Origin of the sequence: Apilactobacillus apinorum, from assembly GCF_001281175.1 — a bacterium.
Lineage (GTDB): Bacteria > Bacillota > Bacilli > Lactobacillales > Lactobacillaceae > Apilactobacillus > Apilactobacillus apinorum.
In genome coordinates this window covers 563,312-577,756 of record NZ_KQ440395.1, presented here as the reverse complement: position 1 = coordinate 577,756, position 14,445 = coordinate 563,312, and the positions used below count along the sequence as shown (strand labels likewise).

Below are 14,445 nucleotides of genomic sequence, written 5' to 3'. Positions count from 1 at the left end.
TCTAAGAGTTAATCTTTTTAAATCTTTCATATAATTCATCAAATACTTCGTTAAATTTATTAGCTTCTTCTAACGAATTATGTTCATCCAAAGATATTCTAACAGCGCTTGTTGATTCATCCTCATCAACTTTCATAGCTGATAAGGTACCTGAAGCAACATGTCTTTTAGAAGAACAAGCACTCGTAGTTGAAATATAAATTCCAAAACTTTCAAATGCGTGAACTACGGTTTCACCACGAACACCTAAGATTGCAAAGCAGAGAATGTGCGGAGCGAATCCATCGTTATCTTTTGAGAATATTTTTACTTTATCAAATTGAGAAATATGACTTAGAATATTTTGCTTGATTTCAAGTTGTTTTGCAACCTTTTTATCTTGATCATCTAGTAGTAAACGAACCGCTCTTGCCATTGCAGCAATTGCAGGCAAGTTTTCAGTACTACTTCTTAAGTTTCTTTCTTGACCACCACCAGTAATAAGTGGCGCAATCTTCTTGCCGCTTCTCTTGTACATAAAGCCGACTCCTCTAGGAGCATGGAACTTATGGCCAGAAAAGGTAGCAAAATCTACACGATCATTAAAGATTAAGTCATGAATACCCTTACCAATTCCCTGCACAGCATCAATATGATAACTGATATTAGGGTAATCTTTTAAGAGTTCAGCAACCTCTTTGATTGGTTGAATTGTTCCAATTTCATTATTAACAGCCATAATACTTACTAAAATGGTTGAAGGTCTAATTGCATTTCGTAAATCCTCTACTGATATTCTACCTTCATCGTCAACGGGTAAGTAAGTTGCTTCAAACCCTAATTGTGTTAATTGCTCAATGGAATTTTTGACGGCAGGATGTTCAACTGAACTAGTGATAATGTGATTACCGTATGCTCTTTTTTCCATTGCGGTTCCCTTAATGGCCCAGTTATCACCTTCAGTACCACCACTCGTGAATAATATTTCACTTGGTAATACCCCTAGTAACTTAGCAATTTGTGATCTAGATTGTTCCAATAAGTTAAATGATTGTTCACCAAATTGATGTAAACTAGATGGATTTCCCCAAAAATCCTTACTTACTTTATCATAAGTAGCTACTACAGAATCATCTGGTTTAGTAGTTGCACTATTGTCAAAGTATATCATTATTACCCTTCCTCATTTTCTATTTGTCCGACTTAGCTATATTAGACATTATAACAGAAAAAAAGAAGTAACGTTTAAATCTAAACGCGTTACTTCTTCTTATTTAGTATTACTCTTTTCATCGTAATATTCTGTTTCAATTTGCTTATATGCACCTGGATTAACTTTTTCAATTGCAGCAGCAATTGTTGCTAAACTCTTTTCATATTGATAACGAATATCAAAATATTCTTTCGCTTTAGCACAAGCTTCATCAATTTCTGCATTATCATTACGATATCTATTAGCATATTGCATAAGTCTTTCGGCCAGCATAGCACTGTCTACAATATTATCTGTATCACGAATTAAATCATTCATTGAGTCAGAAATGTTAGCAAGCTTTTGGTTAATTTCATCCATGCTAATTTTAACTTGGTTAATTGATGAAGATAACTTTTGAACATCATTATATACATAGTCATAACGTTCTAGAAAATCTTCTGTTAAACCTGGAAGATTTAAATTATCAATTCTTCTTCTGATTGTTAATAACTGTAAATCAAATTTTTGTAAGCTATCTCTAGCCACTCTTTCTTCCTCGCTCAAGTCAGCAACAGAATCGTTAATGTCTTTTTGACGTTTTTCAATTGCACTTAATTCTTGCTTAGCATCTTGTTGATGTCTTTGAATGACTGAATAAACTGCTTTCTTGTTAGTAATTGTTTCAGCATCTTCATTGTAGATACTTTCAATCTTTTCAATCTTATCAGATAGCTCATTAGCATCTTCTAGTTCGTTATGTTCTAGATTGTAGTTCTTACTTAATCCATCTAATTCTTCTAGCAAGATTCTATTTTGATTCTTAGCATGGAAAATATAGTCATGAATTAAACTAAGATTCTTTTTAACTTTACGCTTTGAAACAATTTCCTTTTCCATGATTTCATATAATGAATCAATTGTATCTTCAATATATCTACTAGTTTTCTTAGTTTCAGGAATATCTAACGTACTTAGAGAATTTAATCCATCTTGGCAAGCTTCCTTAAGTGCTGTTAGTGTTTCATCAAATTCATCATCAATAAAGTTGTAATCTGTTTGAATCATAGTACTATGTCCACGATCAATTTCATCCAACTGTCTAGGGAATTCCTTTGATAAAGCAGCGTATGTATCAGGGATTAACTTCATTAACTCGGCTAATTCTTTAATTGAAGCATTAATTTGATCTAGTAATTTTTCAGACTTATCTTGATCACCATTTTCAGTGGATTCAACAAATTCATCATATACTTGTTTGATTGAGTTTAACTTATCTTCAAGCTTTTCACTACTTGGACCAAATGAATAATTTTGTGCTAATAATTGTTGATTAACTTCTCTTAAAGTTGATTCAATGTTATCAACAGCTTCTCTGTGTTCAGAATCAAGAGTTTGTAGTTGTACTAATCCTTTTTCAACATTTTCAAGAACTTGTTCTGTTCGTTTAAGATCTTCATCAATGTCGCTTAATAATACGTTTGCGGATAGTAACTTAAAACTGCTTGCACTTCTTCTTGCTTCATCTAAATCACGTTGAATAGATAATAATTCAGTATTAAAAATTTTATTGTATTCATCTTTATACTGATTAAAATGATTGTATGATTCACCATTAAGCTTGATTTTAGAGGTAGCTTCAAGTGAATCACCTACTGTTGATTCAGCAATAAGATTTTTACGTGATTCAACATCATCTATTTTTTTAATTAGACTATTTTTGTATATAAATGAAGCTACTACTATAATTAAGACAACTACTATCCCCAGAATTACTAAATCAATCATCTTTATATCTATCCCCTTATTTTTTATTATCGTATTTTTTATATTAATTGTTTGAATTTTTAATGTTTTAATAATAAACTAATTTACATTACTTAATTATATCATACGTGATAATTATTAAAATACCTATTACCAATATATAAAGGAGTTTTTCAGAGATGGAAATCAATTCAATGTTAGCACAACAATTAGACGCATTATTAACCGATGAACATAATAATGTCGCCAACATGGCAAATGCTTCAGCATTACTTATGCAAGAACTTGAAAATGTTAGTTGGGCAGGCTTTTATACATACGTAGATGATAAGAACGAATTAATTCTTGGCCCTTTTCAAGGTAAAGTCGCTTGTGTTCACATCCCTGTTGGAAATGGTGTCTGTGGTACATCATTCAAAGAAAACAAAACAATTAGAGTGGAAGACGTTAATCAATTCCCTGGTCACATCGCATGTGATTCAAACAGCAAGTCTGAAATCGTTATTCCAATCTCTAAAGATGGAATTTCCTTTGGTGTATTAGACATCGATGCTCCTATTTTGAATCGTTTTTCAGAAGATGATCAAAAACTATTAGAAGAGTTCATAAAAGTCTTTGAAAACCATATAACAATTGACAATTAAGACTATTAATCATAAAATAGTCTTTGTGTAAAATAATGCAGCAGTATACGGTAAGCTCGTCAACATATTGATGCCTATTAGGTTCAACTAGTACCCTCACGGCTGCTGAGGTGAAAATTGCAAAGCAATATGCACGAATACTAAGTATACAGTGATTATTTTACTCCAAATAATTATTTTTATTGGAGGATATTTTTATGTCTAGATATACAGGTCCAAGTTGGAGAATTTCTCGTCGTCTTGGTATTTCACTTTCAGGTACTGGTAAAGAATTAGCTCGTCGCCCATACGCACCTGGTGACCACGGTCAAGGTCGTCGCGGTAAGCTTTCAGAATACGGTATCCAATTGAAGGAAAAGCAAAAGCTACGTTTCATGTACGGTTTAACTGAACGTCAATTCTCAAAGCTATTTACTCGTGCGGGTAAAATTAGAGAAGGTCGTCACGGTGATAACTTCATGGTATTACTAGAACGTAGACTAGACAACGTTGTTTACCGTTTAGGTTTAGCAACTACTCGTCGTCAAGCTCGTCAATTAGTTAACCACGGTCACATTACTGTTGATGGTAAACGTGTTGACATTCCTTCATACGAAGTTAAAATCGGTCAAGTGATTTCAGTTCGCGAAAAATCAAAAGACCTACAAATTATTAAAGAATCAGTTGATGCTGTTGTTGGTCGTCCACAATACGTATCATTCGATGCTGACAAGCTAGAAGGTTCTTTAACTAGATTACCTCAACGTGACGAAATGAATGCTGATATTGATGCTTCACTAATCGTTGAATACTACAACAAGCTATAATTTCTGATTATTGCCTGTTGGAATCCAAAAGCGTTTTGCATTTGCAAAACGCTTTTTTTCTACCCTACTGTAATTAATGATAAAATAGAATTAAAATCATTTTAAGGAGTGTTAATTATGAGTCAAGATGATGTTAGTAGCCGTTTAGAACAGTCTACTATGGGCGGAACCCCTAAAGTGAATCCGGACGAACAACGTGAATATCTAGGAACATTTAAAGAACGCGTTGCACTATGTATTAAGATTAAAGATTTAAAAAATCCTGAAGCTATAAAAGCATTACAAACTGAAATAGATAAAAATCATGACTATCAAGTTATTATTAATGGAAATCTGGATCATGACTTGATTGCCCCCTACTTAAAGACCGCATCTTCTAATAACGTCAAATTCATTATTAGAACCGATTCTTTCTATCGCACATCCGATGATGATTACGGAATCGTTTATGCTAACAATCAATCTATCAATGTAGAACAAATTGATTTTGAAGATAAATACAGTCAAGTTTCAAACACAGAAAGCACAACAGAAGATAATACACAAAGTTCATCCGTACTATCTAAGCTAAAAAATTTATTCAAATAAGGGAGTGATAATTTGCAACCTCTCGCATATCGTATGAGGCCCAAAAAAATCGAAGATATTGTAGGACAACAAGACTTAGTCGGTTCTGGTAAGATCATTAATCGAATGGTTAAAGCAAAAATACTATCTTCAATGATTTTATACGGACCACCCGGTACTGGTAAAACTAGTATCGCAAGTGCTATTGCTGGATCCACTAAATATGCATTTAGACAACTAAATGCTGCTACCGATACCAAGAAAGATTTACAAATCGTCGCTGAAGAAGCAAAGATGTCTGGAACGGTTGTCCTATTACTGGATGAAATTCATCGATTAGATAAAACTAAACAAGACTTCTTACTTCCCCTTTTAGAAAGTGGAAACATTATTCTAATTGGTGCTACAACTGAGAACCCATATATCAATATTAATCCGGCCATCAGAAGTCGTACTCAAATTTTTGAGGTTCATCCACTTAGTCAAGATGACATTCAAACTGCTGTTCAAAGAGCATTAGATGATAAAGAAAATGGCTTAGGAAACATGGATATTAAAATCAATGACAATGCTATTGATTTCTTATCTACAAGCACTAACGGTGATTTACGAAGCGCATTAAATGCACTTGAACTAGCAGCTAATTCCACCGAACCAGATAAAGATGGTTTAATTCATTTGAAATTAGAAGACGTCGAATCTTGTTTACAACGAAAAGCACTAACTCAAGATAAAAACGGTGATGCTCATTATGATGTTGTCTCGGCATTCCAAAAATCAATTCGAGGATCAGATGTAAATGCTGCACTTCATTATGCTGGAAGACTAATTGAATCCGGTGATTTAAATTCCCTCAGTCGTAGATTAATGGTTATCGCATATGAAGACATTGGATTAGCAAATCCTGCAGCTTGTTCAAGAACTGTATCTGCAATTGAAGCTGCAAATAAGGTTGGCTTCCCAGAAGCACGCATCCCTCTTGCAAATGCGATTATTGAGCTATGCTTATCCCCTAAATCTAACTCTGCAATGAAAGCCATTGACGCAGCAATTAGTCGAATTAGAACTGGTAACTATGGGGAAATACCTAATCATCTTAAAGATAGCCACTATTCGGGCGCTAAAAAATTGGGCCATGGTGTTGATTATAAGTACGCTCATAATTATCCTAACGATTGGGTTAAACAACAGTATCTACCTGATAAAATTAAATCTGATAGCTACTATGAACCTAAAACTAACGGAAAAATCGAAGCCAGTTTTAAACAACAATATGAAAAACTAATTCACGCTCAACGTGATAAATAGGAGCACACAATGTTAATAAAAGTTCTTTTAATTTTAGCTACCATTATCTTATTCGTTATTGGTACCTATTTACTAAAGCATACTGATAAGCCATTCATGCTTTTACACCCAGAAAACAATACCGCTTTATCCAAGATTGTTAAGTTTTTTGGTATTGTATATTTAGTTCTCGCTTTACTAGCTGCGGTAGCAGTTTTCTTAACCACGTTAATTTTTGTTACAATCATCATGGTAATAAGTTGTATAATGATATTGGTAATGGAACTATTATTAGTTACTTTCATTACAAAAAAATAGTTTGAGGTGGCAGAATATGTTAAAAGATTACAATCAAATTATGATTCCAATCGATGGTTCAAAAAATTCTAAATTAGCTTTTGAAAAAGCTTTGGAAGTCGCTAAACATAACGAAGCTGACTTACACATCGTTCACGTAATCGATACTAGATCATTCACTAACCTTGCTAACTTTGACTCATCTATGCTTGATGATGTAACAGCTAGAGTCAAAAATTCCTTAGAAAAGTATCTACAAAAAGCTAAGGACAGCGGATTAACAAATGTTGATTACACTATTGAATACGGTGCACCTAAATCAATCATCTCAAGAGATCTTGTTGATCGTTTTGATACTGATTTAATTATTATCGGTGCTAACGGTCAAAGTGCAGCTGAAAGACTTCTAATCGGTTCAGTTGCTTCATACGTAACTAGAGTTGCTGAATGTGACGTGTTAATCGTAAAATCAGACCTAGAAAATAAAGTACAAAAATAAAAAGGATTCTAATTAAAGAATCCTTTGGAGACATTGGTTATTTCCAATGTCTCTTTTTTATATACTCATCAACCATTTTTCTTTCATAGTTATCTTGTGCTGCGAAAATATTGTCATCCTCGATCATTTCCATGAGCTTTTCATAACTTGGCATCCCGTTATAATTCTTATAAGATGCGTAATATATTGTAACATATCTAATTCTGAATAAATGTTTATAAAGGCAAGTATTGCTCTCCTGTATGCAAATATCCAACAATTCATCCCATAACAATGTACAATACTTAAAATTTTTATCTTTAAAGTTAAACTCATAGTATAACCTTATTAATTCCATCATTGCATCGAATCCAAATTGATACTCATTGACCTCACAATATTCAAGTGATAATAACGTTAAAAGAAACATTCTATCTAAAGTAATCTTGTTGTCATTATTAATTGATAGTTTGTTGGCTATTTCAAGATCATGAATTGCTTCTTCGTGATATGACAATTTCCATTTTTTTATTGAGTTTAAAATATAAAAGCGGATATAAGAATCTGCACTATCTAAGAATGGTTTATATCTATCAAGGGAGTCAATTGATGTTGAAGCTTCAACAATCGTTTCGAAAATATCAACATCCATGATATCGGGATCATTATATTGTTCAATCACATCATCAATTTTTAATTGTAAAACATCACAAATTGATTTAATGATTGATTCATCAATATCATGCTTATAATTGTTTTTTTCCATTTGACAGATAATTGGTTGACTACAATTAACCATTCTGGCTAAATCTGCTTGTGTTAATTTTAGTTCTTTTCGTCTTTTCTTAATCAAATTACTATTAAACTTCATCATTATCCCCCCTTTTTAAGATTATCCCAAATCTATTCTTCTATTAATTGATCATGTCTAAAGCAATTCATATCATGGTCATTTACAACCCCTACAGACTGTAAATATGAATACATAGTAGTAGGTCCTACTCTTTTAAATCCAATCTTTTTAAATGATTTAACATAATCGTTTACAAAATCAGGAGTTCCAATTTTATCTCCATTATTTAAACCATCTAGGGATTGAAATTCAAACGGTTGCCATGTTAACTGACACAAATCATTTTCAAGACAGCATTTAGCGTTTTCAATCGTAGCAATTATTTTTGCACGATTTCTTATTATTTTTGGATTTTGCAATAACCTTTCAATATCTTCATCATTAAACTTACTAATTGATTCAATATCAAAATTACAAAATGATTTCCTAAAAGCATCTCTCTTATTTAAAACCGTCTGCCAAGATAATCCAGCTTGAAATATTTCTAATGTTAAACTTTCGAATAAATCATTTACATCGAATTTCTTAACTCCCCATTCATTATCGTGATAAATTAACATATTAGTATCTTCATTAGCCCAGCTACATCTATTCATCTTTATAAATTCCTTTCATTTCTCATACAATATTACATACGCAAAATGGTGTTTGTTACTTACTAGAATATTACAAACTTTAAAAAAACCAAATTGAGAAGCCTTTCTTAATAATTTCTTAACCTTTTCATCAAAAAAAGACGATAACCTAATTAAAGGCTATCGTCTTTTAAAAATTATGATAATGGTTTGAAATCGTGAATGATGTTGTTTCTACGATCAAATTCTTTGTATGCTAGGTCAATTAATCTATCAATTAGTTCAGTGTAACTAATACCTGAAGCTTCCCATAATTGTGGGTATAGACTAATGTTAGTAAAACCTGGTAAAGTATTAACTTCCCCTAGGTAAGGAACACCTTCCTTAGATACCAAGAAGTCGATACGAGCAAGTCCTTTTAGACCCAATGCTTTGTATCCACGGAGAGCTAGGTCAGTAATTTCATCTGATAATGATTGTGGAATATCCACAGGAATATCAAATTGAACTTGACTAGCATCAACGAATTTATTATCGTAAGTATAGAATTTATCTTCTTTAGGAACTCTAATGGCACCAACTTGTGATGCAATTGGTTTTTCATTGCCTAAAATAGAAATTTCTAGTTCTTCTGGACCGTTGATTGCTTGTTCAGCTAAAATCTTGTAATCATATCTGAATGCGTCTTTTAGACCTTCTTCAAATTCTTGTTCGTTAGTAACCTTGTGAATACCAACTGAAGAACCTTGGTTAGCAGGCTTCAAGAAGATAACATCACCAAATTCAGCTTGTAACTTAGCGTAACTAAATTCATCCTTGTTATCAGGAGTAATTAAGTAATAGTTAGTGTTTCTAACACCAGCTAAATTCAACATCTTCTTAGTAATATCCTTATCAAATCCCATAGCAGATTCTAGGATACCACTACCTACATAAGGCTTGTGCATTAAACGTAGTAAACCTTGAATAGTTCCATCTTCACCCAAATTACCGTGAACGATTGGGAAGAATACGTCAATATTCTTAGTCTTTGAAAGGTTCTTAATAGGTGCTAATGGATCTGAGAAATCTAAATCCTTAACAACTTCTTCAACGACTTGGTCTTCAGGTTCACCATCAAAGACACGATGAGATGCTTCGTCATCTAAGATAATTCCTGTCTTTGTGATTAAAAACAAACTAATATCATACTTATCTTTGTCCATTGCGTCATAAATGTTATGAGCTGAACGTTTTGAAACATCATGTTCTGATGAATCTCCACCAAAAAGTAAAGCTAAATGAGTCTTTTTCATCTTTTTATACCGTCCTATCAATAAAACTTAGAAACTACATTATAACATGTTTTTATTATTTACATGATGCTTTTTTATCTTTTTACTTGAACTAATTTAGTAAACAATAGATTGAAAGCTGCTGCTATTGCTAACATAATTAGCATCGAAATGATTATATGAATCGGATTGCTATATGGGTGAAGCTTTTGATTTTCATATAAACCAAAAACAAGGTTTAAAAACACTTCAGTATGAATTCTACCCAAGAAATGTGTAAATGAAGCAACAACACTGTATTTAGCCAAAATTGAGCCGACGAAAAAGTACATTGCTGCTAAAATTAAGTAAAAACAAATTTTACCGTAACGATTAAATAAGGAAGCAAATGTTCCAAAACAATTGACGCATACCATCAATAATAACAACGCTATATAATCAGTAATAAACATAAAAATAACGTCAATAAAGTAACTATGGAAAAATCCAAAATACGTACTAGTATACGCTAGAGAATTCATCCCGTGCATTTTCATGATAATTAATACAAATACCAAGTTAATTACGTTTACCACTAAACTGGCTTTAGCCATAAGCATTAGCTTAGCCTTCCAGAAATCTTTTCGATCAATTCCATGTTGAATTGCTAATTTAAAACGATTGTGGTTCATGCTTACGCATAACAAAGCAAAGAAATCAAAAATATATGGAATAGAAATAAATTGGTTTTGGAAATCATTCAATCTAAACTTCTGTTCACTTTCAAGGACAGAGAATAATAATAAGACCACTGAAACAATTAACGCGTATTCCAGGAATGGTAAAAATTCTTTTACATACATTTTAACTAGTTCTTTAGTTCTCATTATTTACCCTCCTTTTCCATAACGTAGATTAGTAATTTTTGTAATTTCATTTTTTCAATATCCACTGATTCTGGTTTTTCTCTATTTGGAAGTTCATCCATAAAATGAACTGTCTTATATCTTCCTAATTGATCAGAATCTAAAACATTGATTCCTTGAATGTATTTATCCACATCTTCACTAGGCCCAGAAATACTGTATGATTTTTCTGAAATATCATCAATAGAACTATCCATCTTAATTTCACCATCTTGTAATAATATGAAATGATTAATGATTTGATCAATTTCTTCAATGATATGAGTTGATAGTACAAAAGTTCTTGGATTTTCACTGTAAGTTTCAATTAAGCTAGTGTAAAAAACTTCCCTATTACGAGCATCTAAACCAAGTGTTGGTTCATCCATAAAAATAAACTTACAAGGTACACACAATGAAATAATAATTCGGACAATTGATTTGTATCCTGTGGATAGTTTATTAAACTTTTGACTTTCATCTAATCTGAACTTCTTAACTAATCGATTTTGTAGTTCAACATCATAGTCTACATATAACTTACTAACAAAGTCGAATATTTTCTTCACTTTATCATTCTTGTTATACATATTATTTTGACTCATGTAATAGATATTTTGTAATGCCTTAGAATTATCGTGAACAGGTTCGCCATCGTATAATACTTCACCAGCAGTAACAAAATTATAATCTGCAATCAAACTCATTAATGTTGATTTTCCAGCTCCATTTTCACCAAATAATCCATAAATTTGATTTTCTTCAAACGTAATGTTGATATCAGTAAATAGAGGTTCTTTTGAAAACTTAAATCGCTTTTTTAAATGTTTAATTTCTATTTTGCTCATTATCGTACCCTCTCTTTACAAGTGTTAGTATATCGTCTTCTGATAATTGTAATTTTTTAGATTCGTTAATTAAGTTTAAAATGTAATCATTATAGAAATGCTCTTGACGTTTCTTAATGATGGCTTCTTGAGCTCCATTAGAAACAAAGGTGCCTCTTCCTCGACGCTTTTCCAATAGATCATTATCAACTAACATGTTCATCCCTTTTAATACTGTTGCAGGATTAATCTTAAATTGTTTTGATATTTCGGTTGTTGAAGGAATTTGTGTTCCTTCTTGGAAAGCTCCCGTGAAAATCGCATCTTCTAATTGAGTTGCAACTTGAATAAAAATTGGTTCCGGACTGTTGAAATCAAATTGCATTTTTTCACCACCTTGTTTTAGGTTAATTACTTATGCAACTAACTATACTTGTAATTATAAAAAATGTCAACAAAAAAAGGCGTTTAAAAACGCCTTTTTATTAGTAATCCATTGCTGGTAATACTGATCCTTTATAATGTTTTTTAATCCATTCTTGTGTGGATTTTGATTGTAATACTTTTACTAGCTCTTTAATATCCTTACGGTTTTGATCACCGTTTCTAACGGCAACGATATTAAAGTATGGTGAATTCTTTTCTGGCTTTTGTAGCGCAATTGCTTGCTTATCAGGTTGCAATCCACCTTGAACAGCGTAGTTAGAGTTAATTGCAACTGCATCCCCTTCGCCGTTGTTATAAATCAAAGGCATAATCTTTGGTTCATAACCAGTTTGGAAGACCAAGTGTTTAGGATTAGAAGCGATATCACTAAAGTTAGCTTGAGTAATATTAACACCCTTCTTAATCTTAATTAATCCATTTTGTTGGAATAATTGAAGAATACGACCGTAGTCAGGTGTATTACTACTTACTAGGATATGAGCCCCATCTTTCAAATCAGATAGCTTTTTGTACTTCTTTGAGTAAATACCAATTGGTTCCAAATGAACGGCACCAACGTTTACTAGATGACCATCATATTCCTTATTCCATTGATCTAAAAATGCAGGAGTTTGGAAGTAATTGGCATCCAATTGCTTACCAGCTAGTGCACGGTTAGGTAACACATAATCTTGGAAAGTTACGATATCTAACTTAATTCCTTTTTTTCTTAATTCTGGTTCGATATGTCTCAAAATTTCCGCATGTGGAATATTTGAAGCACCAATTCTAATAGTATTCTTAGCCTTATAATTACCAGGTCCTAATAATAATAGAACGATGAATAATACTACGATACCACCAAAGGATAATACTTTTTTCATTTTAAATCCTCCTTATAGTGTTCGTTTATCAATTCTTTTAACTAATAAGTCTCCAACTGTTTGAACAATTAACACGATAATTAAAATAATTACAGTCGCTACTAAAGTAACAGTGTTGTTATTTGATTGGAAACCATCTAGGTATGCTAAGTAACCTAGACCACCTGAACCAATAGCACCAGCCATAGCAGTGTATGAAATCAATGAAATAGCTGTAACTGTTGCACCAGCAATTAATGCAGGTGTACTTTCAGGTAATAGTACTTTAAAGATAACATCCCAGTTAGTTCCACCCATTGATTTAACGGCTTCAATTACTCCACTATCAACTTCTCTAAAGTCAGCTTCAACCATTCTTGCATAGAATGGTGCAGCAGAAATAACTAGTGAAGGAATCGCAGCTTTTGGACCAATAATGGTACCAACGATGTCCTTAGTAAATGGTAATAATAATACGATTAAAATAATAAATGGAATTGATCTAAAAATGTTAACTAATAGTGACACAATCCAGTTAACTAATTTCCAACCGAAACCAGATTTATTTCTACTTTCGAATAATAATAGTCCCAAAATAATTCCTAATACGGAAACAATAATCATTGATAATGCTGTCATCCAAACTGTTTCCCATGTTGCTTGTCTCATTGCATCCCAATTAACGTTGTTAAATTGGAAGTACGATTGAATTCCTTGATTAGCCACGGTTAATCACCTCTGCTTCCACGTTTAATGATTTCAAGTATTCAACTGCTTTATTTTGATCTTCAGCAGTACCTAGAAGTTGAAGAACTAGTGATCCAATTGAACCACCTTGAGTTTGATGAATACTTCCTTCAACGATGTTTAATTCTAATGAATCGAATTCTCTAATTAGTTGAGAAACCACTGGTTTTTGAGATTGAGTTCCCTTAAACAATAGCTTAATTACCATTCCATTTGGATAGTTCTTAATAATTTCATCAACAGTCATACTTAGATCCTTAGCATTAGGAGCACCGTCTTCATTAACGAAACGTTTAGTGATAGCTTGTTGTGGGTTTTGGAAAATGTCATATACGTTTCCAGTTTCAACAACTTGACCTTCTTGCATAACAGCAACTTTTTGAGCTACTTTTCTAATTGCATGCATTTCATGAGTAATTAGCATAATAGTTAAGTTTAGTTTTTGGTTTATTTCTAATAATAAATCAAGAATTTCATCAGTTGTTTGTGGATCCAAAGCACTAGTTGCTTCATCAGAAATTAAAATTTCTGGGTCGTTAGCAAGTGCTCTAGCAATTCCAACTCTTTGTTTTTGACCACCTGATAATTCTGATGGGTAATCATTTTCACGTCCATGTAAACCAACAAGTTCAATTAACTTAGTTGCTTTTTCACGACGATCACTTTTACTTACTCCAGCGATTTCTAAAGGTAATTCAACGTTTTCTAGAATGGTTCTAGACCATAATAGGTTGAAGTGTTGGAAAATCATTCCAACCTTTTTACGTTGTTCACGTAATTCTCTATTGCTTAACTTAGCAATATCCTTACCATTAATTTCAATTGAACCAGATGTTGGAGCTTCCAAACCATCTAGCATTCTAACTAATGTACTCTTACCAGCACCTGAGTATCCGATAATTCCGTAAATTTCCCCATCGTTAACTTCTAAGTTAACATCCTTTACGGCGGTTAATATACTCTTGTCCAGCTTGTACTT

The 14,445-nt window shown here is 32.4% G+C and carries 16 protein-coding genes; 5 read left to right on the top strand and 11 right to left on the bottom strand.

Features of this window, described 5'->3' with window-relative positions; genetic code table 11:
- Position 1: 1 nt before the first annotated feature.
- Positions 2 to 1,150, bottom strand: coding sequence for a cysteine desulfurase family protein (locus RZ74_RS02385; protein WP_053949852.1), 1,149 nt, complete (start codon positions 1,148 to 1,150; stop codon positions 2 to 4).
- A gap of 99 nt (positions 1,151 to 1,249) precedes the next feature.
- A complete protein-coding gene (locus RZ74_RS02380) occupies positions 1,250 to 2,959 on the bottom strand; it encodes a septation ring formation regulator EzrA (RefSeq protein WP_053949851.1) in 1,710 nt (569 codons plus the stop codon).
- Positions 2,960 to 3,117: 158 nt separating this feature from the next.
- Here RZ74_RS02380 and RZ74_RS02375 point away from each other — a divergent pair, with 158 nt between their 5' ends.
- From RZ74_RS02375 to RZ74_RS02350, 5 genes are all read left to right on the top strand, one after another.
- On the top strand, positions 3,118 to 3,582 hold the full coding sequence (locus tag RZ74_RS02375) for a GAF domain-containing protein (protein WP_053949850.1): 465 nt from the start codon (positions 3,118 to 3,120) through the stop codon (positions 3,580 to 3,582).
- A 197-nt stretch (positions 3,583 to 3,779) separates the two neighbouring features.
- The gene (gene rpsD, locus RZ74_RS02370) at positions 3,780 to 4,388 is read left to right on the top strand and encodes a 30S ribosomal protein S4 (RefSeq protein WP_053949849.1); all 609 of its coding nucleotides are present in this window, start codon (positions 3,780 to 3,782) and stop codon (positions 4,386 to 4,388) included.
- Positions 4,389 to 4,505: 117 nt separating this feature from the next.
- A complete protein-coding gene (locus RZ74_RS02365) occupies positions 4,506 to 4,976 on the top strand; it encodes a YueI family protein (protein ID WP_053949848.1) in 471 nt (156 codons plus the stop codon).
- 33 nt (positions 4,977 to 5,009) lie between these two features.
- A complete protein-coding gene (locus tag RZ74_RS02360; protein WP_053949922.1) occupies positions 5,010 to 6,263 on the top strand; it encodes a replication-associated recombination protein A in 1,254 nt (417 codons plus the stop codon).
- 313 nt (positions 6,264 to 6,576) lie between these two features.
- Positions 6,577 to 7,038: a universal stress protein gene (locus RZ74_RS02350; protein ID WP_053949846.1), complete on the top strand. Its 462-nt coding sequence runs from the start codon at positions 6,577 to 6,579 to the stop codon at positions 7,036 to 7,038.
- A 37-nt stretch (positions 7,039 to 7,075) separates the two neighbouring features.
- On the opposite strand, the gene RZ74_RS02345 is transcribed toward RZ74_RS02350, so the two are convergent.
- The 9 genes from RZ74_RS02345 to RZ74_RS02305 all read right to left on the bottom strand — a co-directional run.
- The gene (locus RZ74_RS02345) at positions 7,076 to 7,888 is read right to left on the bottom strand and encodes a helix-turn-helix transcriptional regulator (protein ID WP_053949845.1); all 813 of its coding nucleotides are present in this window, start codon (positions 7,886 to 7,888) and stop codon (positions 7,076 to 7,078) included.
- A gap of 32 nt (positions 7,889 to 7,920) precedes the next feature.
- On the bottom strand, positions 7,921 to 8,466 hold the full coding sequence (locus RZ74_RS02340; protein ID WP_053949844.1) for a DNA-3-methyladenine glycosylase I: 546 nt from the start codon (positions 8,464 to 8,466) through the stop codon (positions 7,921 to 7,923).
- A 176-nt stretch (positions 8,467 to 8,642) separates the two neighbouring features.
- Positions 8,643 to 9,740, bottom strand: a complete 1,098-nt coding sequence (locus RZ74_RS02335) for a D-alanine--D-alanine ligase family protein (RefSeq protein ID WP_053949843.1) — start codon at positions 9,738 to 9,740, stop codon at positions 8,643 to 8,645.
- Positions 9,741 to 9,814: 74 nt separating this feature from the next.
- Positions 9,815 to 10,585 carry a hypothetical protein gene (locus RZ74_RS02330; protein ID WP_053949842.1) on the bottom strand — a complete coding sequence of 257 codons (771 nt, stop codon included), beginning with the start codon at positions 10,583 to 10,585 and terminating at the stop codon, positions 9,815 to 9,817.
- Entirely contained in the window at positions 10,585 to 11,451 is an 867-nt protein-coding gene (locus tag RZ74_RS02325; RefSeq protein ID WP_053949841.1) for an ATP-binding cassette domain-containing protein, read from the bottom strand. The genes RZ74_RS02330 and RZ74_RS02325 overlap by 1 nt, the downstream gene beginning before the upstream one ends.
- Entirely contained in the window at positions 11,432 to 11,815 is a 384-nt protein-coding gene (locus RZ74_RS02320; RefSeq protein WP_053949840.1) for a GntR family transcriptional regulator, read from the bottom strand. Before RZ74_RS02320 ends, RZ74_RS02325 begins: the two co-directional genes overlap by 20 nt.
- 100 nt (positions 11,816 to 11,915) lie before the next feature.
- Complete coding sequence (locus RZ74_RS02315) at positions 11,916 to 12,740, bottom strand: MetQ/NlpA family ABC transporter substrate-binding protein (RefSeq protein WP_053949839.1); 825 nt, start codon at positions 12,738 to 12,740, stop codon at positions 11,916 to 11,918.
- A 12-nt stretch (positions 12,741 to 12,752) separates the two neighbouring features.
- A complete protein-coding gene (locus RZ74_RS02310) occupies positions 12,753 to 13,388 on the bottom strand; it encodes a methionine ABC transporter permease (protein WP_187291390.1) in 636 nt (211 codons plus the stop codon).
- A gap of 49 nt (positions 13,389 to 13,437) precedes the next feature.
- A partial coding sequence (locus RZ74_RS02305; protein WP_413813625.1) for a methionine ABC transporter ATP-binding protein occupies positions 13,438 to 14,445 on the bottom strand: 1,008 nt, incomplete at its 5' end.

Excerpts from the sequence above, each read along its gene's own strand:
- RZ74_RS02360 (WP_053949922.1), top strand. The coding sequence starts at position 5,010 with ATGAGGCCCAAAAAAATCGAAGATATTGTAGGACAACAAGACTTAGTC.
- RZ74_RS02335 (WP_053949843.1), bottom strand. The coding sequence starts at position 9,740 with ATGAAAAAGACTCATTTAGCTTTACTTTTTGGTGGAGATTCATCAGAA.
- RZ74_RS02330 (WP_053949842.1), bottom strand. The coding sequence starts at position 10,585 with ATGAGAACTAAAGAACTAGTTAAAATGTATGTAAAAGAATTTTTACCA.
- RZ74_RS02340 (WP_053949844.1), bottom strand. The coding sequence starts at position 8,466 with ATGAATAGATGTAGCTGGGCTAATGAAGATACTAATATGTTAATTTAT.
- RZ74_RS02385 (WP_053949852.1), bottom strand. The coding sequence starts at position 1,150 with ATGATATACTTTGACAATAGTGCAACTACTAAACCAGATGATTCTGTA.
- RZ74_RS02365 (WP_053949848.1), top strand. The coding sequence starts at position 4,506 with ATGAGTCAAGATGATGTTAGTAGCCGTTTAGAACAGTCTACTATGGGC.
- RZ74_RS02375 (WP_053949850.1), top strand. The coding sequence starts at position 3,118 with ATGGAAATCAATTCAATGTTAGCACAACAATTAGACGCATTATTAACC.
- RZ74_RS02380 (WP_053949851.1), bottom strand. The coding sequence starts at position 2,959 with ATGATTGATTTAGTAATTCTGGGGATAGTAGTTGTCTTAATTATAGTA.
- RZ74_RS02325 (WP_053949841.1), bottom strand. The coding sequence starts at position 11,451 with ATGAGCAAAATAGAAATTAAACATTTAAAAAAGCGATTTAAGTTTTCA.
- RZ74_RS02350 (WP_053949846.1), top strand. The coding sequence starts at position 6,577 with ATGTTAAAAGATTACAATCAAATTATGATTCCAATCGATGGTTCAAAA.
- RZ74_RS02310 (WP_187291390.1), bottom strand. The coding sequence starts at position 13,388 with ATGAGACAAGCAACATGGGAAACAGTTTGGATGACAGCATTATCAATG.
- RZ74_RS02320 (WP_053949840.1), bottom strand. The coding sequence starts at position 11,815 with ATGCAATTTGATTTCAACAGTCCGGAACCAATTTTTATTCAAGTTGCA.
- RZ74_RS02315 (WP_053949839.1), bottom strand. The coding sequence starts at position 12,740 with ATGAAAAAAGTATTATCCTTTGGTGGTATCGTAGTATTATTCATCGTT.
- RZ74_RS02345 (WP_053949845.1), bottom strand. The coding sequence starts at position 7,888 with ATGAAGTTTAATAGTAATTTGATTAAGAAAAGACGAAAAGAACTAAAA.
- rpsD (WP_053949849.1), top strand. The coding sequence starts at position 3,780 with ATGTCTAGATATACAGGTCCAAGTTGGAGAATTTCTCGTCGTCTTGGT.